At 68.2% G+C, this 21,037-nt stretch carries 19 protein-coding genes and 3 pseudogenes; 15 read left to right on the top strand and 7 right to left on the bottom strand.

Features of this window, described 5'->3' with window-relative positions:
- Nucleotides 1-1,023: 1,023 nt before the first annotated feature.
- From OG302_RS01495 to OG302_RS01485, 3 genes are all read right to left on the bottom strand, one after another.
- A complete protein-coding gene (locus tag OG302_RS01495; protein WP_371524954.1) occupies nt 1,024-1,743 on the bottom strand; it encodes an SGNH/GDSL hydrolase family protein in 720 nt (239 codons plus the stop codon).
- Nucleotides 1,740-2,207, bottom strand: a complete 468-nt coding sequence (locus OG302_RS01490) for a cupin domain-containing protein (protein ID WP_371524953.1) — start codon at nt 2,205-2,207, stop codon at nt 1,740-1,742. The genes OG302_RS01495 and OG302_RS01490 overlap by 4 nt, the downstream gene beginning before the upstream one ends.
- An 83-nt stretch (nt 2,208-2,290) precedes the next feature.
- Nucleotides 2,291-3,127 (bottom strand): helix-turn-helix domain-containing protein, encoded by an 837-nt coding sequence (locus OG302_RS01485; protein ID WP_371524952.1) that lies wholly within the window; start codon nt 3,125-3,127, stop codon nt 2,291-2,293.
- Between the two features lie 323 nt (nt 3,128-3,450).
- Between OG302_RS01485 and OG302_RS01480 the strand changes: the two genes are divergently transcribed.
- Genes OG302_RS01480 through OG302_RS01470 form a run of 3 tightly spaced genes read left to right on the top strand, consistent with a single transcriptional unit; the run spans nt 3,451 to nt 5,149 of the window.
- Nucleotides 3,451-3,795 (top strand): hypothetical protein, encoded by a 345-nt coding sequence (locus OG302_RS01480; protein WP_371524951.1) that lies wholly within the window; start codon nt 3,451-3,453, stop codon nt 3,793-3,795.
- 45 nt (nt 3,796-3,840) lie between these two features.
- Nucleotides 3,841-4,779: an aldo/keto reductase gene (locus OG302_RS01475; RefSeq protein WP_371524950.1), complete on the top strand. Its 939-nt coding sequence runs from the start codon at nt 3,841-3,843 to the stop codon at nt 4,777-4,779.
- A gap of 22 nt (nt 4,780-4,801) precedes the next feature.
- Nucleotides 4,802-5,149 (top strand): MerR family transcriptional regulator, encoded by a 348-nt coding sequence (locus OG302_RS01470; RefSeq protein ID WP_371524949.1) that lies wholly within the window; start codon nt 4,802-4,804, stop codon nt 5,147-5,149.
- A 239-nt stretch (nt 5,150-5,388) separates the two neighbouring features.
- Here the strand turns inward: OG302_RS01470 and OG302_RS01465 are convergent.
- Nucleotides 5,389-5,684: pseudogene (locus OG302_RS01465) on the bottom strand (winged helix-turn-helix transcriptional regulator).
- On the opposite strand from OG302_RS01465, the pseudogene OG302_RS01460 reads away from it, so the two are divergent.
- Nucleotides 5,670-6,582 (top strand): annotated as a pseudogene (locus OG302_RS01460) (NADP-dependent oxidoreductase). The pseudogenes OG302_RS01465 and OG302_RS01460 overlap by 15 nt on opposite strands.
- Nucleotides 6,583-6,853: 271 nt before the next feature.
- Here the strand turns inward: OG302_RS01460 and OG302_RS01455 are convergent.
- Nucleotides 6,854-7,792 carry an alpha/beta fold hydrolase gene (locus OG302_RS01455; protein ID WP_371524948.1) on the bottom strand — a complete coding sequence of 313 codons (939 nt, stop codon included), beginning with the start codon at nt 7,790-7,792 and terminating at the stop codon, nt 6,854-6,856.
- A gap of 229 nt (nt 7,793-8,021) precedes the next feature.
- On the opposite strand from OG302_RS01455, the gene OG302_RS01450 reads away from it, so the two are divergent.
- The 7 genes and pseudogenes from OG302_RS01450 to OG302_RS01420 form a co-directional block, all read left to right on the top strand.
- Complete coding sequence (locus OG302_RS01450; RefSeq protein ID WP_371524947.1) at nt 8,022-8,606, top strand: TetR/AcrR family transcriptional regulator; 585 nt, start codon at nt 8,022-8,024, stop codon at nt 8,604-8,606.
- Between the two features lie 472 nt (nt 8,607-9,078).
- Nucleotides 9,079-9,939: a phosphotransferase family protein gene (locus OG302_RS01445; RefSeq protein WP_371749990.1), complete on the top strand. Its 861-nt coding sequence runs from the start codon at nt 9,079-9,081 to the stop codon at nt 9,937-9,939.
- A 340-nt stretch (nt 9,940-10,279) separates the two neighbouring features.
- Nucleotides 10,280-11,296: an aldo/keto reductase gene (locus tag OG302_RS01440; RefSeq protein WP_371524946.1), complete on the top strand. Its 1,017-nt coding sequence runs from the start codon at nt 10,280-10,282 to the stop codon at nt 11,294-11,296.
- 224 nt (nt 11,297-11,520) lie between these two features.
- Nucleotides 11,521-12,153, top strand: coding sequence for a DUF6000 family protein (locus tag OG302_RS01435; RefSeq protein WP_371524945.1), 633 nt, complete (start codon nt 11,521-11,523; stop codon nt 12,151-12,153).
- A complete protein-coding gene (locus tag OG302_RS01430; protein WP_371524944.1) occupies nt 12,150-12,554 on the top strand; it encodes a DUF5958 family protein in 405 nt (134 codons plus the stop codon). The genes OG302_RS01435 and OG302_RS01430 overlap by 4 nt, the downstream gene beginning before the upstream one ends.
- A gap of 113 nt (nt 12,555-12,667) precedes the next feature.
- Nucleotides 12,668-13,321, top strand: a complete 654-nt coding sequence (locus tag OG302_RS01425) for a DUF6357 family protein (protein WP_371524943.1) — start codon at nt 12,668-12,670, stop codon at nt 13,319-13,321.
- Nucleotides 13,322-13,325: 4 nt separating this feature from the next.
- Nucleotides 13,326-13,616 (top strand): annotated as a pseudogene (locus OG302_RS01420) (DUF6357 family protein); the annotation flags it as partial.
- 112 nt (nt 13,617-13,728) lie between these two features.
- Here the strand turns inward: OG302_RS01420 and OG302_RS01415 are convergent.
- Complete coding sequence (locus OG302_RS01415; RefSeq protein WP_371524942.1) at nt 13,729-14,742, bottom strand: mechanosensitive ion channel family protein; 1,014 nt, start codon at nt 14,740-14,742, stop codon at nt 13,729-13,731.
- Between the two features lie 875 nt (nt 14,743-15,617).
- Here OG302_RS01415 and OG302_RS01410 point away from each other — a divergent pair.
- Nucleotides 15,618-16,115 carry a hypothetical protein gene (locus tag OG302_RS01410; RefSeq protein ID WP_371524941.1) on the top strand — a complete coding sequence of 166 codons (498 nt, stop codon included), beginning with the start codon at nt 15,618-15,620 and terminating at the stop codon, nt 16,113-16,115.
- 541 nt (nt 16,116-16,656) lie between these two features.
- Here OG302_RS01410 and OG302_RS01405 read toward each other — a convergent pair.
- Nucleotides 16,657-16,845, bottom strand: a complete 189-nt coding sequence (locus OG302_RS01405) for a hypothetical protein (protein WP_371750392.1) — start codon at nt 16,843-16,845, stop codon at nt 16,657-16,659.
- Between OG302_RS01405 and OG302_RS01400 the strand changes: the two genes are divergently transcribed.
- The 3 genes from OG302_RS01400 to OG302_RS01390 all read left to right on the top strand — a co-directional run bounded on the left by OG302_RS01400 (nt 16,765) and on the right by OG302_RS01390 (nt 21,006).
- Nucleotides 16,765-17,883 carry an IS630 family transposase gene (locus OG302_RS01400; protein ID WP_371528614.1) on the top strand — a complete coding sequence of 373 codons (1,119 nt, stop codon included), beginning with the start codon at nt 16,765-16,767 and terminating at the stop codon, nt 17,881-17,883. The genes OG302_RS01405 and OG302_RS01400 overlap by 81 nt on opposite strands.
- A 205-nt stretch (nt 17,884-18,088) precedes the next feature.
- The gene (locus OG302_RS01395; RefSeq protein ID WP_371524940.1) at nt 18,089-19,093 is read left to right on the top strand and encodes a pentapeptide repeat-containing protein; all 1,005 of its coding nucleotides are present in this window, start codon (nt 18,089-18,091) and stop codon (nt 19,091-19,093) included.
- Nucleotides 19,094-19,506: 413 nt separating this feature from the next.
- Nucleotides 19,507-21,006 (top strand): HEAT repeat domain-containing protein, encoded by a 1,500-nt coding sequence (locus OG302_RS01390; RefSeq protein WP_371524939.1) that lies wholly within the window; start codon nt 19,507-19,509, stop codon nt 21,004-21,006.
- Nucleotides 21,007-21,037: the final 31 nt, after the last annotated feature.

The raw sequence follows: 21,037 nt of genomic DNA, 5'->3' as shown, positions 1-21,037 counted from the left end.
GATCAACCGGCGGACTGGCAAGCGATGGCGGAACGGTCGCCAGGCCACGGGAGTGACACGGGCTGCTCCACCTATCCGCAGACCGCTGTCGCCCGACAGGCCCTCCCGCTGTCCGACAGCGGCCTGCGTGCAAAGCTCCCGTGCACCGCCCGGCACCGTGGCAGCCGTCTTGTGGGCCTCGCGCGGCAGGCTCCGGTGCGGGACTCGCCCCTGCTCGGGGCCTATGGGAGCAGCCTCATCTGTGCCGGTGCGCCCGGCGTCTGAATTGCCCGGCCGGGGGACGCCGGGCAGACGGCTTGCGGTGGGTGAAGAGCCGGCGGACTCTCCCACGCCCACCGATGTGCCGCTCGCAGGGGACCGCGTCACCTGCAGAGGTTTCTTCGGGGCTGGCGAAAACTCCTGAACTGTTGACAAGATCACGGCATGTCATCGCGAAGCCCGGAACTGCCCTTCCCTATCCCGATTGCCACGGTAAATACTGCCTCTCGCAGCACCAGTTGGCGTCAGGGCACGATCTACTGGTCGACCCAGGGAGACTCGCTGGAGGCGGTGTTCTCCTCCCTGTCTGTGAACGCCGCAGCGGACGGAGCAGACGAGGTCCTGGGTGTGAGAGCAGAGTGGATCGGAGGCAGTAGCCGGCACGGCGGATGGCGTGCCTACGGGACAGCGATCTGGTACGAGGAACGAGCCACCTGAGTTCCGCGGGGAGGCCACGTGTGTCCTCACGCTCCCTGTGCGGCGCTCACGGAGGGGCTGTTGACGCCGAAGCGTGATGTCTGAAGGCTGACCGCGAGAGATCTTGCCGTGGGCACACATCCCGTCCCAGTTCACGGCGAGGCGGGGTGGTACTTCGACGCCGGTGGTACTCCAACGGTTAGGCCCGCGCTGTGTCACGTGGACGTCGAATGATGCCGCACAGACCGCGCAAGCCCACGGCCCTTCGGCCGGGTTCAACGTGTTGCCCCGGTCCGCCAAGCGGCTGACCGGGGGAGGGCACGCGCACTGATCAGTCAGCGCAGGCGGTTACGCGCTCTGGGTCAGCAGACAGGTGTCGATGACCTCGGCGACCATGGCGGCGCCGCGGCTGTTCTGGTGGATGTGGTCGGTCGTGAGCACGAGGCCTCGGCGCCGCGAGATCGTGTCGAGACTGCGGCGCAGCACGGCGTGCCGCACGAGGACGCCGAGGCCCGCCGCGGGTGTCAGTTCCCGGTAGGGGATCGGCGGCGGGTCTGCGTGGCGTAGTTCCTCGATCTGGCGTTCGTGGAGCGGGAGGTAGGTGGCCCCGCCGGTGGTGGCGACCTCGGAGATCAGCCGGCTGTAGGTCTGCGATGCCTGTGCGGCCGCTCCGTCGAGTTGTTGGCCCAGGACCGGGAGCGAGAGCAGACCGATCGTCGCGTCGGTCTGCGTGCGCAGCCGTTCGACGACGGCGCCCAGGCACTGCTGGAACCAGCCGGCCGACGGGCGCTGGGGGAGTTGTTTGCGCTTCATGGCGAGTTCGACGGGGTAGCCGGCGAGGCTCGCTCGGGCATCGTTGGTCCCGATCAACACGGTGATCACCTCGGGCGGGTCCGCGACGACGGCATCGAGGTGCCGGAAGAGGTTGTAGGCGAAGTCGCCGTTGGCGCCGAAGCGGGCGAGGTGCACGGCGCCGGGAGGGTGGCGTCGTTTGAGCAGGTCCAGGTAGTCGACGCTGAACTGCGCGCGGGTGAGGCTGTCGCCGAGGCAGGCGATGCGTGTCCTCACGGCGTGTGCGTTTCGGGCGTGCCGGCGTGCTCGGTGGGGCGGGCGTCGATCCGGGGGCGGTGCTCGGTGCCGAGGCCGGCGGTGATGGTCAAGATGGTCGACGGCCCTGCCATGTCGACCGCGTGCCATGTCCCGGCCGGGTTGACGGTGGCCTCGCCCGGCGCGAGCACGACGCGGTCGGTCACCCCCTCCGCGTCGCGGGTGACCGTCACCGACCCGCGCAGGCAGACGACCAGTTCGTCGCCGGCGGGGTGGCGCTCCCAGTCGTCGCCGTCGCTGTCGCCGTCGAAGATCGTCACTATCCGGCCCTCGGCGCCGTCCGCCGCGACCGCGGCGCTGTAGGCCTTGAGTACCTGTGGGTCCCAGGAGAAGCCTTCGATGGGTTTCGCTGTCGATCCCAGCCCGAGGTGCACGGGGGTTGTCCGCAGGTCGATGGGATTGTGTTCGTGGTTGACCAGTCTCATGCCGACGATCGTCACAGCACAGCGACCGGATGGTCTTGAAGGAATGGGAACGAAAGCTGACGCGATGGGCAGCCGGTCGCCGACTACCCGCTGCCCAGGAGGATTTCGCCCCGGCGCCAGGCCGTTGGCGATCGGCCCGTGAACTCGCGCCAGTCCCGCACGAGATGGGCCTGGTCGGCGTAGCCGGAGATACTCGCCACCTCGGACCACGCGAGCGGGTCGTGCGCCGTCGCCAGTTCGTGCGCGTGCTCGAAGCGCAGGACGCGGGCGAAGGTCTTCGGAGAGAGGCCCACCTCGCCGCGAAACCGCTCGGTGAGGTATCGACGGCTCCAGCCCAGTTCTGCTGCGATCGCCCCCACCTGGATGCGGCCCTGCGCGGCGACGAGACGGCGCCATGCCTCGGCCACCTCGGGGCGCACCCGGGGCGCGGGGTTGCCGCCGGAGCTGCGGCCGACGGCTCGCAGGAGTACCTCGTCCAGCGCGGCGAACCGCGCGGCCCACGTGGTCGCCACTCGGAGCCGGTCGACCAACTCGACACCAAGCGCCCCGAGAAGCTCGTCGAGTGGGACCAGTTGGTGGACGAGCGCGGCGGCCGGCACACCGTAGATGGCCCGGGCCCCGAGCGGTGTCAGCGACACCTGCACGCCTTGCTGGCGTCCGTCGTGGTGGATCGCGACGGACCGGCACATCAGACCGCCGCCCAGGCCGTCGAAGCGCGAGATCGGTGACCCGTCATCGACGCCCGCCGCCACCTCCAAAGGGCCGGACAGGCTGATCACCGCAGTGAGCAGGCGGCCCGGCGGACCGCAGTGCACCCCCGACGGGAACCCGCGAAGATCGAAACCGACGTACGAACCGACGTACCGCCGCAAGGCGAGCGCCGGACGTGCTGCCATCCTGGTAGCCGTAAGGTCCTCCACCCTCGTCAGTGTACGAACCGGCGGGACCTTGGGCGCTCTTGTGCTGCACCGCATGGTGAAGGCCGCCAAGGATGCTTCCTGGAGCCGCTGTCCCGGCTGGCGGAGGAAGTGTCGTTCGCTCGTCGGCGAGACCATAGAGGGCAGGCCGCTTCTGGCCCGTGCCCCCCCCGGCACCCACCACCACCCGGCATCCGAACGCAGGCCCGCACTCAGAGTCGGTGCTGGCCTGCGCTTCTTGCTTCGCTCTCACTCAGCGCGATCTCCACCTGTGACTTCTCTTCACAGGTGTCGAACATGCCCGGCTCACCAACCTGGGCCCGAGCGTGCCCACCCCATGGACCTGGCCCGGACCGCCAGTACCCCCCCGCCGGCCCGCACGCCGCCGCACGGCACAGCCCATCCGGCCCGCCCTGCGACAGCTCCTTGACGCGATGACCGACGCGCCCGCCTTCATCCGCAACGGCCGCCTCGACGTCCTCGCCACCAACCGCCTCGGCAAGGCCCTGTACTGGCCGCTGTTCCAGGACCCCGCCCGGCCGGTCAACATGGCCCGCTACCAGTTCCTCAACTCCGGCGCCGAGCAGTACATGACCGAGCGGCCTGCGACTTCGGCACGGCGAAGCACAGCAGCGGTCACCGTTGTCGCCAGGTCGGCGACCTACTTGTGAGCGGCTCTTGACCTGGAGCGCGCTCCAGATCCAATCATGAAGGGCATGAACACCACCGACCCCAAGATCGTCCTCGGGACCATGGACTTCGGCACCCGCGTCGCCCCCGACCAGGCATTCGCGATCCTCGACTCCTTCGTCGCGGGCGGCGGCGTCTGGCTCGACACCGCGAACTGCTACTCCTTCTGGAGCGACCCCAGCGGCATCGGCGGCGCCAGCGAACGCGTCATCGGCGCCTGGCTGCGGGCCCGCCACGGCGCGCGCGACACGGTGCGGATCGCGACCAAGGTCCGGCAGAATCCCCTGGTCCCGCACTCCTGGCCGGACAGCGCCGAAGGGCTGTCCGCCCGCGCCGTCCACGCTGGTGTGGAGGAGAGCCTGGAGCGGCTCGGCGTCGATCGCATCGACCTGCTCTGGGCCCACGCCGAGGACCGCACCGTGCCGCTGGAGGAGACGGTCGGTGCCTTCGGCGAGCTGGTCACCAAGGGGGTGGTCCTGCGGGTCGGGGCGGCGAACCATGCCGCCTGGCGCGTCGAGCGTGCCCGGTCGTCCGCGCGGGAACAGGGTGTCGAGCCGTGGACGGCCCTGCAGTTGCGCCACTCGCTCGTCCAGCCGCGCCCGCTCACCCCAGTCGCGGAGTCCGGCCACCGGATGCTTGCCGCCGAGGACTTGGACCTCGCGCGGTCGGCCGGACTCTCGGTGTGGTCCTACAGCTCGCTGATGTGGGGTTCGTACGTACGCGCGGACAAACCGCTGCCGGAAACCTATGATCACCCCGGGACCGCCCGGGTGCTCGCGGTCCTGGAGGAGGTCGCCGTCGAGCTGGCGGCCTCGCCGAACCAGGTCGTCCTGGCGTGGCTGATGGAGCAGGGCATCGACCCGATCGTCGGCGCGAGCCGGGTGGAGCAGATCGAGCAGGCGCTCGCCGCAAGCCGGGTGCGGCTCAGCGACGAGCATCTGGCGCGCTTCGCCGAAGCGCGGTAGCGGCGGTTACCCAAGGAGATCCATGACCACCCACACCCCGGCGGCAGCCGCCGAGCGCATCGGCGTCTCCATCGACACGCTGCGCTACTACGAACGCGAAGGGCTCATCGGCCCGATCCGGCGCACCGCCGGCGGGCGCCGGGAGTACACCGAGGACGACCTCTTCTGGATCGGCCTGGTCACGTGCTTCCGTGAGGCCGGCCTTGGCATCGCGGACTTGCGGGGATTCGTCGCCATCCTGCGCGCCGAACACTCTCCGCAGGACCGTGTCGCCTTCCTCCGCGAACGCCGCAGGGACCTGGAACAGCAGGCGGCGGCGCTGCGCCGGGCCATGGACGTCCTCGACGACAAGATCGATTACTACAGCTGAGCGTCAAGAGTGGCGCACCCTGCCCGGTGAAAACTGACGTGCTGCAGCTCATCGGCTGTGCCTTGGCGCTAATCGGCCCGATCGGCCAGGCATGCGCTCCGTAGTCGGTGGAGCCGATGCCGATGACCATGGCGTAGATCATCGGGCAGGTCCGGCTCCGGCGGGATGCCGGGTTCGGCTGCGTTCACGACCGGCCTCCGCCTGCGATCCGTCAGCAGGTCGCTGCCCTGGCGGGGGCCTCAGTCGCTATGGGCGACCGGCTCGGAACCGGCGTCGAGCGCATCGAGCACTGCGTCGCCGTTCGCCCTCGCCCACTCGGTCAGCATGTGGATCGGATCGATCAGCGTCGCCCCGAGCGGGGTGATCTCGTACTCGACGCGGGGCGGCACCTCCGCGTACGCGTGGCGGCGGATGAGTCCGTGCGCCTCGAGCCGTCGCAGTGTCTGGGTGGGCATCTTGCGGGAGGTGTCGCCGATCAGCTCGATCAGCTTGCCGTGGCGCACCGGGCCTTGCTGAGGGCATAGAGCACGACCACCGTTTATTTGTCGGCGATCAGCTCGACTGCCAGCCCCGCCCCCTTCCGACCGAGGTCCTCGTCCGCGTCAAGGTGATCGGGCTGAACCCACTGGAGGCGCGCCTGCGCGCCGGCGAGTTCCCGCTGCTCGGCCAGCCGCCGTTCATCCTCGGCTGGGACATCAGCGGGCGTGGTCGAGGATGCGCCGCAGACGTGGCGGTTCAGGCCCCGGGACGAGGTGTTCGGGATGCCGCTGTTCCCGCGGGCGGCCAGCGGGTACGCCGAGGTCGTGTCGGCGCCGGCGCTGCACCTGGCACGCAAGCCGGCGTCGCTCTCGCACGCCGAGGCATCGGCGCTGCCGATCGTCGGACTGACGGCGTGGCAGGGCCTCGTCGACATCGCCGGCGTGACCGAACGCGACCGCGTCCTGGTCCACGGCGGTGGTGGCGGGGTCGGCCACGTCGCGATCCAGATCGCGAAAGCGCTCGGCGCGCATGTGATCGCGACCGCCAGCGGGAGCAAGCAGAAGTTCGTTGAGGGGTTCGGCGCCGATGAGGTGATCGACTGCACGGCGGTCGACTTCACCGAGGCGGTCCGCAACATCGATGTCGTGCTCGACACGATCGGCGGCGACGGCGTCGAGAGGTTGCTCGAAGTGCTTCGCCCCGGCGGTCACCTGGTGACGGCGGTGGCCGAGGGGGATTCAAAGATCATCGCCAAGTACGAGGCGGCCGGCATGCGCTTCAGCGGCATCGCGGTCGACCCCGATCCGGCCGCCCCGCGAGGTCTCGTCGAGCTTGTCGAGCAAGGCAGGCTCCGGGTCCACGTGCAGGAGTCGTTCCCCTTCGAGCGCGTCGCTGACGCGCACCGGCTGCTCGACGGCGGTCACCTCCAAGGCAAGCTCGTCCTCACCCTCTGATCCCGTCGTGGGGACTGGCGTTAAGCGAGGCTCCACTGCGACCCGAGCGTCATGAAATCTGCACATCGGACGGCCTGGTGTGGATAGGCGTCAGGAAGCTCGGGCAGGGCTGGAGCGGCAGGTCACCGACAAGGTCATTCGTCAGCAGGCCGCTTCCCGGTTCGTCAGTACCCGCAGGGCCCGCCAGCGCGGTCGCCCACCTCGGATCCGTGCGGCCCTTGCCGAGAAGCGCGCGGCCCTGGGCGGCGCGGTCGGGTCGGTGCGATGGGTGTCAGTCGTCGTCGACGATGAAGTCTGTTATCGCGGCAGCGATAGCTTCGGGCTGCTCGTCGGGGATGAAGTGTCCGGCGTCGGGCACGACGAGCCGGGTGGTGTTGTCGGCCCATGGGCTGATGGAGGCGGCCATGTCCGGAACGGAGCCGTGGCTGCTGGAGATTCCGAGGATGGGCACGGTCAAGTGCCGCTCCTTGAGCGCCTCGCGGTTCTTGCGCGCTGACTCCGCGGCGTCTCGGTAGTACGCGAGAGAAGCGCGCAGGCCGCCGTCGACGGCGACGGCCGCCGCGTAGTGGTCGAGCTCGGCGTCGGCGAACGTGTCGGGAGACAGGGCCTTCATCTTCAGGAACCAGCCGACGTACGCGCGTTCGCGGCCGGCAAGCAACGTCTCGGGCAGGTCGGGCACGACATGGAACGCGAAATGCCAGGTTTTCCACGCGCGATCCGGGTCGGTGGGAATGGCCTCCGGGAGAGTGATACCGGGAATACCGGCGTCGAGCAGAGCGACCTGGCGCAGGTCGCTCTCGAAGTTGAGGGCGAGCGAGAAGGCGACCCAGGCACCGATGTCGTGGGCGACCAGGGAGTAAGTCGACACTCCCAGAGCCTTCACGGCGGTGTGGACCTGCGCGGCGACCGCGTGCGTGTCGTAGCTGCGCTCGGGACGCTCGGAGTGGCCCTGACCCGGCAGGTCGATCGCGATGACGTGGAACCGGTGAGCGAGGCCGGGCATCACCTTTCGCCAGGCCCACCAGGTCTGCGGGAATCCGGCGAGCAGGACGACGGTCGGGCCGCTCGGACGTCCGCCTTCGATGGCATGAAGGCGGACGCCGTCCGCGTCGACCCAGCGGTGAGTGAATCCGGCCAGATGCTGCAGGGGCAGGTCGCGGATGGGGTTGCTTTCGGAGACGTGCGGCGTGCTGGTCGCTGGGTCGGTCACGGGGATCCTCCGTGGGTGTCAGGTGTCAGGTGTCACGTGTGCGGTTGGGGCGGTGTAGCTGACGGCGTTGGCTGGGACCGCGTGGTGTGTTGCTCGCGCGGTCGCGAAGTGCTCGGTTGCTTGGCGCCATGACCACGCTTGAAGGCTACACATCTTGAACCGATCGGTTCAAGATAGAATGGTGCGCAACGCAGTCCGCACCATCGACGCATCGGCAAGGAAGTTCCGCGTGGCAGGCAAGAAGCAGTTCGACATGGACGCGGCGCTTGACGCCGCGATGATCCAGTTTTGGCGCGACGGCTACGCCGACACCTCGTTGGACGATTTGTCTCGGGCAACCGGTCTGAACCGCAGTTCCATCTACTCCTCCCTCGGCGACAAGGACACGCTCTTCGTGCGCTGCCTGGATCTCTACGCCGCCCGCTTTGGCCAGAAGTACGACGCCGCCCTGTCGTGTGCAGCCTCGGAACCTGTTGCCGCTCTCCGTGCGTTCTTTGACGTCACCCTCGAGCGCATCGCCGATCCCGAACTGCCTGACGGATGCCTGATGGCCCAGTCAGCCATGGCAATTCCCGTGCTGAGCCCGCGCGTCGCAGCGCACGCCAAGCAGGCGCTCGGCTTCCAGCTCCGGCGCCTGCGCGCCGCGCTGAAGGCCGGCCGACTGACCGATCAGGACGCCGAGGTCTTCGCTGTACACGCAGCGGCCGTGAACCAGTCGCTCGCCGTCATGAGCAGGGCCGGGGCGAGCCCGGCGCAGCTCCTGGCCATCGTGGGCGTGACCATTGACGCGCTGTCACAGGCGCTGCGCGCGTAACGGATACGGCCTTCGGGCTAGCAGCGTGATGCGCACACTCATTTCATGAGTGCGAGGCGTGCGCGGTAGTGCTGCCCACGATGAAATACCTGCCCTCAAGGGGGAGTGAGGTCATCTCCCAGGCATCGGTCGACGATGTCGCGGAGGGCTGGCAGCCGTCCGGCGCGAGCGGCTGAAAGCGGAACAATCGAACCTTGCTTGCCAGAGGAAGGGCTATTGCGGCGACGACGAGGCCAACGACGCGAACCCGGTTCACCCGGCGCCGCTTTATCCGCCTCCTGCGGGCTGGACCCGCAATGGCTTCGCGGATGCACCACACGAAGGGCTCACCACATCCCGCAGATCAACATAGGGGAGTTGTAGGGAAGTGTGAGTGGTGATGGGCAACGCCTGTACCGAGAAACGGTAGTTGGTGCCTGGCGCGCTGGTTGGCATCGCCCTCGCTCGACTGTGCCAGGATGCGCAAGTGGATATGAATGACGTCACGCGTGCCATTGCGGCTGCGACTTCGGTCGCCGCGTCGCTCGACCTGCCGGCCACCGATGCAATCGTTCTCCACAACTCGAACAAGCTGGCACTGCGGCTGACGCCGTGCGAGGTCTTTGCCCGAATCGCCCCTGTGGGGCGCGAGGTTGCACGGTTCGAAGTCGAGCTCGCTCAGCTGCTCACCGAGGTCGGAAGCCCGCTGTGTCCCTTGGAACCTCGGGCGGACCCGCGCGTGTACACCCGCGATGGCTTCGCAGTGACGCTGTGGACCTACTACGAGCCCGTGACACCGCACACCTCACCCGTCGACTACGCCAAGGCGCTCGAGCAGCTGCACACCGGCATGCGCAAGGTCGATCTGCCGAGCCCGAGATTCACGGACCGGATCACGGAGGCGCAAGAGGTGGTCGCCGACCCGGATCGCTCGCCGGAGCTCACCGACGCGGACCGTGTGCTCCTCAGCGGCAGGCTGGCAAGCCTTCGACGGGCGATCGACGAGCGCGGCGCCGTGGAACAGCTGCTCCACGGCGAGCCGCATCCGGGCAACGTGCTCAGCACGAAGAACGGCCCGTTGTTCATCGACCTTGAGACGTGCTGCCGTGGACCCGTCGAGTTCGATCTCGCCCACGTTCCCGAGGCGGTCTGCGAGCACTACCCGAACGTTGACCAAGGGCTGCTGGAAGAGTGCCGACAACTCGTCATCGCGATGGTCGCGGCGTGGCGTTGGGAGCTTGGCGACCAGTTTCCCCATGGGAGGCGATTCGGAGAGGAACTCCTGCGCTTGCTGCGCGAGGGTCCTCCTTGGCCGACACTCGACACAGCGACCAGGCGACTGGATGCCCTGTAGAAATCGCCGAAGGTCACGTGAAAGCGGCAAGGAACGAAGCGAGGAGACGGTCGCCGTTGAAACCCCATGCGCCGACTCGTAGCCCACGTGGCCGCCCGGGGGCACCGCGTAGTACCAACCAGGGAAGCTGCGGTCACCGTCGCGACAAGGAAACCCACGCACCGGCGCCACACTCACGAACCGGATGCTTGCGGGGCGTCGAGTACCTCGCATGCAGGGCGAAGTAGCGGTTCGTTTCCGCGTATTCGGTGCGCGACCGGCCATGACCGCAAGGCGCGAATCGGATTCCGGACCGAGACGTATTGCGTTAGAGCGCACGCCAACTCCTAGGTTCGGCCGCATGCGATACGCCAAACTCGGAACAACCGGACTGGAAGTCTCCGCCATCACTCTCGGCTGCATGAGCTTCGGCGAGCCGGGCCGGGGCGGTGAGCCCTGGTCGCTGGGCGCGGACGCCAGCCGGGACATCATCAAGCAGGCCCTCGATGGCGGCGTCAACTTCCTCGACACGGCCAATGGGTACAGCGCCGGAAGCAGCGAGGAGATCGTCGGCCAGGCGGTCAAGGACTTCACCCGGCGAGAGGAGGTCGTTCTCTCCACCAAGGTCTGGATGCGGATGCGCCCCGGTCCCAACGGCGCCGGGCTGTCCCGCAAGGCGATCTTCGCCGAGCTCGACGCCTCCCTGAAGCGGCTGGGGACCGACTACATCGACCTGTACCAAATCCACCGTTGGGACTACGACACCCCGATCGAAGAAACCCTCGAGGCGCTGCACGACGCGGTCAAGTCGGGGAAGGTCCGCTACATCGGAGCCTCTTCCATGTACGCCTGGCAGTTCGCCAAGGCCCTGTATCTGGCTGACCTGAACGGCTGGACCCGGTTCGTGTCGATGCAGGACCACTACAACCTCATCCACCGAGAAGCAGAGCGGGAGATGCTCCCGCTCTGCGCCGACCAGGGCATCGGCGTGATCCCGTGGAGCCCGCTGGCGCGGGGCAGGCTGACGCGGGCCCGGGACACCGCCACGGCGCGTGCCGAGACCGACGAGGGCGGCAAGATCCTCTACCGAGACGAGGACCAGGCAGTGGCCGAGCGCGTCCACGAGATCGCGGGCAAGCGGGGTCTGTCCCCGGCCCAGGTCGCCCTGGCCTGGGTCATGCGCAATCCGGCGGTGACCTCGCCCATCGTCGGGGTCACCAAGCCGGCCCAACTGGCCGACGCGCTCGCCGCGGTGGGCGTTGACCTCGACGAAGACGAGGCCGCTTACTTGGAGGAGCCCTACCAGCCGCACGAGGCGGCCTACTTGGAGGAGTCCTTCTACAAGCCGCAGCAGGTGGCGGGCTCGGGCTCCCGGTAGTCCGGGCTACCGCCGGGCCTTCGACGAGTCCTTGGCCTCGGCCTTTCACAGCCCTCAGGTCGGCCCGGCGGTGCTCGCGGGCGGTCGCGTGTACCTGCTTGATCCGAGCGCTGCCCGCCCCGCGGCCAGCAGCAGGGCCACGCGCAGCGGAACGTGCCGATGACGGCGGACGCGCCCGTGGAAACCTGTGGCACATGCGTACCCGCGCACGCCAGGATGCGGCTATGCGTCACCTCCTGAGCGATCCCGAGTTGCAGGATCTGGTCCGGCGGTTCGTCACGCCTGATCGGCGATACCTTCGGTTGGGCGGGGGCCTTCTGCGGCTGAGCTCGGTCGAGCGCTCCGCGTTTGCGCGGGATCTGGCTCAGGCCGCGTACGAAATCACTCCGGCGGAGCTCGGGGTCCTCTTCGAGGGCGGATGGCGTGAGCGAAAGACTGCTGCCTGGCTGGTTGCAGTAGCTCACAGAAGCGAGTTCCGTGACCGCATAGGCCGGCTCCTGCTGGCCAGCGAGGGACCGTATGCGGGCGCGGCATACTGTGTCGCCCTTGCGAATTTCGGCAGTGCAGCGGACGGCGAACTGCTCAGCGCCTACCTTGAGCACTACTTGGCGCGTCCCGACCTCGACTACGATCAGGCAGTCGTCCTGGGGACGCTCCTGTACCTCGATGAGATGCTCGGCTCCCAGTACGCAACACGGTTCCTGGCCTCGGGTGGTGCCTGGGACCGATGGCTCGATGCCCGGGCCGTGGCGGCACTCGACCCGCAACACTGGCGGCAGACCGTGCAGCGGCTATGCGCTTTCGTCGACGAGACCGCTGAGGCCTTCGTCTCGCCGGACTGCGGGAACCGGTCATGACCGAGCGAGACATCATCCTCAACGAACTCGCCCAAGGCCTGCGCGCGATGTCACAGGGCATCGAGTGGTTCGACACTCACGGCCCGCAGGAGCAGGCCGAGATACTCGTGTTCCTGCGCCATCACTGCGTGCAGGCCCGCGCCGTCACCGAAGACGGACCGGAGAGCGTCCGCCGTGCCGGGCTGCGCCCGACACACACGCCCGCGGTTCTGATCACCCGCGGCCCGATCGACCAGCAACTGGGCAAGATCGCCGGCCTCACCCCCGCCGACGAACGTCGCAAAGCATTTCGGCTGCTGGTCGCCGTACTCGCGGTCGCTGACGCACGGCGCCGCGAACACTTCTGCTCCGGCGGATGCGGCCACTGGTGGCACAACCTGCCCGTTGCCGACGGGCGATGACGAGTCCACCACCGCTGTTCTCTGCCTCTGGACTCCATCGGCGGCAACACGGGCTGACATACCTCTGATGCCACTACGCTGGTGGAGCTGTCGCACGTGATCGAAGGACGCATATGGCTCGCCCCTACGCACCCGGACCAAAACGGTTTGTCTTCGCTGTCGGTGATGGCAACGACCAACAGGTCTCCGTGGGCGACCCTCAGGAAGCCTACGCAGCCTTCTCTGCGTTCTTCCGTGATCGAGATGCTGCCACCTACACCATCAATGATGAACCGTCGGGGCAGAGTCTGGTCCTCATGCCCGGGCAAGGTCTGATCTCGCGGGTCAACGACGCGGAGCCACCTCGGACGCAATATCTCCAGGTCGACAGGGCCAACCGCTACCTTCCGAGCGCGATGCTGTTCTTCGAGAACGGATTCGCCGGCCTCGACCGCTTCGGACAGTGGTTCTCCGACCTTGCCGACCTCGACGCGTCACCGGAGATGCGCGGTGCGGCCCACGCCGCCACGATCACGACGGCAGCAGCGGCAATCGAAGAAGTCGCACGGATCTGGGCGAATTCAGGGATCGTGGACCCGAGCGACCAGTACTACGTCTTCTTCGACGCGCAGGGTGTCGACGATGATCGAGCCGAACGAGCCGTACTGCTCAAGTTGATCGAGTTCCTCGGTATCGAACGAGTCGACGCCCCGGCCGATGCCGCCGAGGGCGAAGTCTGGGTGCGCACCGACACACGCCTCGACGTCGAATGTGCACGGTGGTCGTGAGCCCCTGAGGGACATCGTCTTCACGCGGCAGAGCGGCTGGATCCCGAGCGTGGTCCGCGAGGACGGCGAGCTGAAGCTGACGCTCGGTGCCGGGGCCGACGCAAACCACGAGCCTCGCACGTTCACGTTCACGTTCTCGATCAGCGAAGCCCACCTCGCGGTGATCCGGGAGAACCTGGCCAGACACCTGCTGCTGTGGAGCGCGGCCCTTCCGCTGTGCGACGCCGCCGGCACCCGGGGCCGGCTCGACGAGAACGCTGCCATCGCGCTCCTGGAGCCGATGCTCCTCGCCGCGGAGGTAGCGGACCCACGGCGTCAAGCCCTCTCTGCGTCCCCCCCCAGGGTGCGCCCCGACCGACAACAGGCCGGCACAGGCAATGCCTCCAGTGAGGGCTTGCAGTCCACGATCAGTTCGGGGCCGACGTCGCACTGCCCACGGTGGCGGTGAGGTCGTTGTCCGTGCGCATCCACACCGTGCGCTGTGAGAAGGGCATCCCCACACCCGCCGCATCGAGGGCTTCCTTGACGCGCCGACGCAACTCGCGGGTGACGGCCCACTGCTTGAGGGGCACGGTCTTGACCGCCACCCTGACCACGACGCCGTCCGCGTCCAGCGACTGCACACCCCACACCGCGGGGTCCTCCAGCAACACCGCGGCGAACCGGGGGTCCTGGCGCATGTCATGACCGGCCTGCTCCAAGGCGCCGTAGACGGTGTCGAGATTGGACTCGTAGGCCACCGACACGTCCAGGACGGCGCGCGCCCACTCCTGGCTGTCGTTGCGGACGCGGAGGATCTCACCGTTGCGGATGTGCCACAGGCCGCCGTTGAGATCACGTATCTGGGTGAGCCGCAGCCCGACGTGCTCCACCTCGCCGATGGCCTCGCCCAGGTCCACGGAATCACCGACGCCGTACTGGTCCTCGAGCATGATCAGCATGCCGGACAGATAATCCGCGACCAGGTTTTGCGCGCCGAAGCCGATGGCCAGTCCCACCACGCCGGCGCTGGCCAGCAGTGGGCCCAGTGCGATTCCGATCTGGTCCAGGACCATGGCCAGCGCGACGGCTGCCACGACCACGGTGACGATGCTGCTGAGTACCGAGCCGACGGTGCGAGCGCGCTGCTCACGCCGCTCTTTGGCCCGACTGCGGTCGCGGTGCAGCACGGCGGGGCCGCGGCCGGTGCGGCGCGGCTCGCTCTGCTCCTCGGACGGCTCCAGGATGCGCTGCACGACCCGGGTGATGGCCTTCTTGGCCAGCCTCTTGACGATCATTGCTCCCACGACGATGAGCACGATGCGCAGCGGAACGCCTATCAAGGTATCGACGTGGTCCCGCAGCCAGCCCGGGGCTGCTATCGCCTGCTCGTCAGCGCGGCTGCCAGGGACGTACGACGCCAACGCGCCGGAGGATGACACGGGATTTCGCTCCACTCAGTCGAACTGAATATCTACGGCAGCGGGGACCGTAACCACCATTGCCGAATGCGGTCAAAAGGTGTGGAGGGTGTGTGTGGGGAGAGCGGCATGAGCGTGAGCAGCGTGGGTAAAACGGAGCGCCCTGGGTAGGCGAGGCGGCGGCCTGCGGGCAACGGCAGATGCATCTGCAGGTACGGGGAACGGTGCCAGATTGCGGACAGACGTGCCCCTGGTGGTGGTGGGGCTGAGCGGATCGCGCTGCCGCCACGGGAGTCTCCTCGCGGGCGCAGGCGATGATCCTGCCCCCCTGTCTTCCTCGCACAAGAGAGCGTGAGCGCGCCCACACCGCGGGTTACGCGCCGGTACAGAGCCTTCTGGTAGAGCGGGTCGAGCCAAGCGGACCTCAGACCTGCGAGCGCTATGGATGTCAAAAGGCCCCGGCACGTCCTGCCACAACGCTGACCCGAACGCGCAGGAGCGCCAGCGGATCAACTGCACCTAAAGGCAGGGCAATCGCCACCTTTCAGGACAAGGGTGAGCTCACCAAGCTGCGCTCAGTGAGCTCCATACCGCTGGGCGCACTCTTACCTCACTGCCTGCCGCAGCCAGCCCGGCCGCGTGCGGCGCACGCTCCTTCGCCATGGGTATGGATCCTCCGGGGGAGGAGACGTCGCGCTGCCATGGCCGTGGGAGGTTCGTGAACTCGCCCGCGCGCCGGCCGGTGATGCGCCTGACGGTCACTTCGCGGTGCCAGCCCCGCTGGTCACCGGCGCCTGCCCGCTGAGGCCGGCCTGATTGCAAGTCCCCGGGCCGTAACGCCCTTGGAGACACCTTCAGGGCTTTCCACGATGACGTGCAGGACCCATGCTGGCGGCATGGCTGCTGGCGAAGACCTGCTGTGGGACGCGGACGACAAGAGCATGCAGATGGTTCCGCGGCTCCGGCGCATTGGGGTAACGGCTGGCTTCCTCGGCTTCCTCGGCCTGATGCTGTGGACCGACTCGGACGCCACATGGGTCTTCTACGCAGGTGCCGTCTACCTAATCGGGGAGATCGCGTACTGGGCGTGGGACCGACGGCGTCTGGTCGAGGCGCGCATCGTCCCGGGCGAAGTCGATGGCGCCGCCAGACTGTGCCTTCGCCACGTAGGCGGGCGGATCACCGAACTCGATCCTCACCACGTAGCACGCGTCCTGCTCATCCACGACAACGTCCACGACCTGGCGAAACTCCGTCTGAGCCTGCACGGCAGGCAGTTGTTCTTCGGGCGCCCGGCCCGCCCCCCGGCCTCTTCGGCGTGGCGCCGTATATGCCCGAAAGCTGAAGTCAGCGGCAGAGCAGCCCAATGGGGCATGCCGGGGATCCCCGACTGAAGCCTGTTTCGCAAGGCTGTGTCCGGGCAGGCCAGGGCCCTTTCTTGGGGTCACGGACGGCGGCATCGATGGGGCGTGCGGCCAGCTCCAAGCTGCTCGATGATCCGTCAGGGAGACGTGGAGGGGCGGACAGACCCACCGCTACGAGGCTGCCCGAGTGGGGCCAGGCGTCCGGGGTCTCTCGGGCCCCCTCAGAGACGAGCACCGCGATGCACACCTGACGGTGGTCGGGCCGGGCGCGCCGCCGCGCGCACCCTGGCAGGGCGCACCGCAGGTTGACCGTGGGCCACCTACTCGGCTACCGGAAACCGAGCTCCGCTTGAGGAGTACCGCGAACCCACCGATGACGGGCGCGAGTTCCAGGAGTGCTTCTGCAGTCGCCAGCTCGAACTGGGTGATGGCGCCCGCCCGTACGGACCCCTGCCAGCATGAGCAGGGGAGCGTGCGACATCGGGTGAGGTCTCCCGATCGGCGCTGAGGCTGATCATGGTCTTGCTCGGCCGGGCCGGGACTCTGCAACCGGGCCATGCACGAAGGCTGTCTAGTGCGGCGTCCACGAACGTTCGCCGGGGCGGCGGGAGTTGGCGGGGATGGCTCTGTTGGCCTCACTCTTGATGGTGACGTAGTCGTTGTTGAGGGTGAGGTCGGGATGGTCGAGCCGGTCAGGGCAAGGCGGTTGAGTGATGACGAGGGACAGAGGCTGCAGCGGATCGTCCGGCGGGGCCGGCATGAGTCGGTGCGGGTCCGCCGGGCTTTGATCGTCATGGCGTCGGCGTCGGGGACTTCGGTGACAGCGATCGCCCGGCTCGTCGCCGCGCATGAGGACACCGTCCGCGACGTCATCCACGCATTCAACGAGAAAGGTCTGGCCTCACTGGACCCTCAGTGGGCGGGAGGCCGTCCCCGCCTGATCAGCGATGAAGACCGGGGAATCATCATCGCGACGGCCACGGCCCGCCCCGTGACACTGGGGCAACCCTTCACCCACTGGAGTCTTCGCAAGCTCGCCGACCACCTGGCACACAACCGGGGCCGCACGGTCACGATCGGCCGGGAACGGCTGCGACAGATCCTGCACGAGCACGGCATCTCCTTCCAGCGCACCCGCACCTGGAAGGAGTCCAAAGATCCCGACAAGGACACCAAACTGGACCGCATCGAGCACGTGACCAGGGATTTCCTCGACCGGTGCTTCGCCTTCGACCAGTTCGGGCCGCTGTCGATCCGCCCCTGCCACGGCTCCTCATGGGCCCGGCAGAACAAGCCGGCCCGCCTGCCGGCCACCTATCACCGCACCCACGGCATCCGTTACTTCCACGGCTGCTATTCCCTGGGCGACGACCAGCTGTGGGGCGTGACCCGGCGCCGCAAGGGCGGCGACCACAGCCTCGCGGCACTGAAGTCGATCCGTGCCGCACGGCCCGACGGCGCACCCGTCTACGTGATCATGGACAACCTGTCGGCGAACAAGACCCCGGCCATCCGGACATGGGCCGCCAGGAACAGGGTCGAGTTATGCCTGACACCGACCAGCGCGTCGTGGGCCAACCCGATCGAGGCCCAGTTCGGCCCCTTACGGAACTTCGTCATGGCAGGCTCCCACCACCCCAACCACACCGTGCTGGCCCGCAAACTGCAGGACTACCTGCGATGGCGCAACGCGAACGCCCGCCACCCCGACATCCTGACCGCCCAACGCCGCGAACGCGCCAAAGTCCGCAGCGAACGCCGACAACGCTGGGGACGACCACGACCTCAAGCCGCCTGACCAACCCCGGCCAACGTTCGTGGCCACCGCACTAGCAGGCATGAACCTGTTTTCTGACCTGGCCCAGAGGCGCTCTGCCCTGACCCAGAAACGAAGGAGCGCTCGCCGACGAAAGAGGGCTTTGCGGGTAGGGGCCGCGCTGGACCGACGCCGGGAGCGAGTCAGGAGAGCCGACCGTCTTCGGCGGCGAGGGCTGGTTGCCCTGATGGCGGTAGGAGGCCTCGCACTTGGGGTCGGCCTCCCTTGGCTCATCTGGCGCGGCCCCTACGTCCTGGACGCCAAGTACATCGATCGCAAAGCTCTCGGTGAAGGATCCGCAGCCCTCGTCACCGGTTTGCGTACTGCTCTGGTCGCGGTCGTTGCCGCTCTCGGCGCCGGCATCGCCCTGCTCTACACCGCCCGTACCTACCGGCTCACCCGGCGCGGGCAGATCACCGAACGCTTCACCAAAGCGCTCGAACGGCTGGGCTCGTCGGAGATCTACGTCCGGATCGGTGGCATCCTCGCCCTTGAGCAGATCGTGCGGGACGCCCCCGAACAGGCAGCCACCGACGCCGCCGAGGTCCTCGGCCATTTCATCCGCCACCGGGCTCCCAAAGCCCGACGTCAGAACGACCCCGACCCTGGCGGCCTTCCCAGCGAACTGGAGGCAGACGTACAGGCAGCGCTCACCGCACTCACCCGAGCCGAGTCACGCACCCACGTCGACCCCCGCCAACAGCTTGACCTCCGTGGGCTTCACCTCGCTGGTGCGTACCTGAAGGCAGCAGATCTCACCTATGCCGACCTGCGCATGGCAGATCTGACGGGGGCCCACCTGACCGGGGCAACGCTGACGGATGCCACCCTGATCAGGACGACCCTGACGAAGGCCACCCTTTTCGAGGCAACCATGACGAGGGCTGACCTGGCTTACGCCACGCTGACGGCGGCCAATCTGCGCAGGGCTGATCTGACGGAGGCCTATCTGGTCCAGGCAACGCTGACGGGGGCCAAGTTGGGCAAGGCGACGTTGACGGATGCCAATCTGAAAGGGGCGACGTTGACGAAGGCCGCGCTGCCCGAGGCCACGTTGACGGGGGCTGACCTGTCCGGGGCTGATCTGTCTTGGGCGGTCCTTACGGCGGCCGACCTGTCCGGGGCAGTTACGAAGGACATCGTGACTGACAAGCGCACGAAGATGCCGGCGGGGTGGGCCCCGGAGGCGTAACGGTGGGGGGGTGGGGATGGCGGTCAGGGCCGACGAACGCCCCGGCGTCGCCACCGATGAGATCATCCGGGCCGCCCGCGACCTGCTGCCGACGCTGGTCGCTCGACCACTCGATCACCTCGGTGAACCGAACGGCGAGCTCGGTATCAAGGGCCCATCCCCGCGGGTAGGGGAGCAGTTCGGCTGCGTCCAGGGCCGGACCCTGCAGACGGGACGACCTCCGCGCAAGCGACGTCGGTGTCCGGTCCGACATGGCCCTCAAGAACGCCGCAGACACGCTCCCGCCCCACAGACCAGCGAACCACCGCACAGAAAGCCGCGAGTTCAAGATTTGCACACCCCTCGACGCATGACGCAGGCGCCCGTCGTCGCAACCTCCCGTCGGTTCGGGAGTCTTACTTCCCGGGGTGCACATGACGACAGAGCATCAGATTGCCTTCTTCCTGAGGGAACTGGAGACGGGCGACACCTGGCGGCGGGCAGCGGCGGCGAAAGGGCTCGGCAAACTCGGCGACACCGAGCACGCCGCGGTGCTCCTCCGGGCAGCTGCCGACCCTGCGCCCGAGGTGCGGGAAGGCGCGGCGGTGGGCCTGGGCAGGCTGGGGGTCTCCTCGGCCGGGGCGGCGCAGACCCTGTGCGCGCTGATGGACGACGTCGATCCGTGGGTGCGCAGGCGGGCCTCTCTGGCGTCCATCCGGCTGGGGCTGCGCGATCGCGAGGTCGTGGACGCCTATGGGCGACTGCTCAGCGATCCGGACCATCACCTGCGGATCAACGCCTTGGAGGCGTTGCTGGAGCTGGGCGTGCCCGGTGATGTTCCCGCGCTCGTGCGGCTGATGGGTGATCCGGCACACGGCATCTGGGGTCGGGCGAGGATCCTGGTCTTCATGTTCGAGAAGGACCCGGACGTCGAGGCGGAGCTGGTCCGTACGGCCCAATGGGGTGCGGATGCCGCCCGTGTGTGCGCCGTGTCGATGCTGCCGGACCAGCACGTCGACCGGTTGCTGCCGTCGCTGCTGAGCGAACTGACGGACAGCCCCTCCATCGAGGTGCGCTGCGCAGTGGCTTTCCGACTGGCGCGCGTGGACCGCCCAGAGGTGCGGGACGCGCTGTTCGCTGTCCTGGAGGCGGAGCGGGATCCGACGATGGCGAGGCAACTACTGTTTCTGTTCGGGCGATCGGGTGACGAACGGCTGCTGAATCCGGCCTCGCGCTGGCTGAGCGACCAACGGGCGGGGCCCTCGGCTGCCTCTGCCCTGGGGTGCGTCGGCGGCAAGGCTGCCACGAAACTCCTGCGGGCTCTGCTCACCGACCCGACCACGGCCGCCCCCACGCTCGCGGCAGCAGCCACGGCCTACGGCGACATGGGCAGGTGGGACGCCGTGTGGCTGCTGCTCCCGCTGCTGGACCATGCCGCGCCCGAGGTGTACGCAGGCGCACTGCGCGGCCTGGACGCCATGGCGCGCACCGGGTTCAGGCCATGGGAACGCGCAGCGGTCGCCCGGGCGCTGGTAGCCCGTCTTCATGTCGACGCCACCTTGTTCGGGGTGGCGGAAAGGGTCCTCACGGGCCTGGCGGAAGCCTTGCCCGGTCTGCGAGAACTGGTGGACCGGACCACCTCCCCCCTGGTCCGATCCGCCGCGCTGTCGCTCCTGGACCCGCACAATGCGACGGACGCCGGCACCCCGCACGATCTGCCGCTCTTCGAGCGGCACTTGGACGACGGGGATAATTGGGTGCGCCGGGCCGCCGCGGAGGGGATCGCCCACTGGGTGGAGGAGACGGGCACGCTCCCTGCGGGCCACGAGAGGCTGCGCGAGCGGCTCACCGCCCTGGACTCAGACCCATGGGATTCCGTACGAGAGGCGGCGGCCGAAGCGCTGCGTGCCCTGAACGAGAGCCGGAACAACTGACGAGGCAGGGGTGAGCGTGGCAACACCGGTG

Source organism: Streptomyces sp. NBC_01283 (assembly GCF_041435335.1).
Taxonomy (GTDB): domain Bacteria; phylum Actinomycetota; class Actinomycetes; order Streptomycetales; family Streptomycetaceae; genus Streptomyces.
Note: the sequence above shows the minus strand (reverse complement) of the source record. Positions and strands in the feature narration are given on the sequence as shown.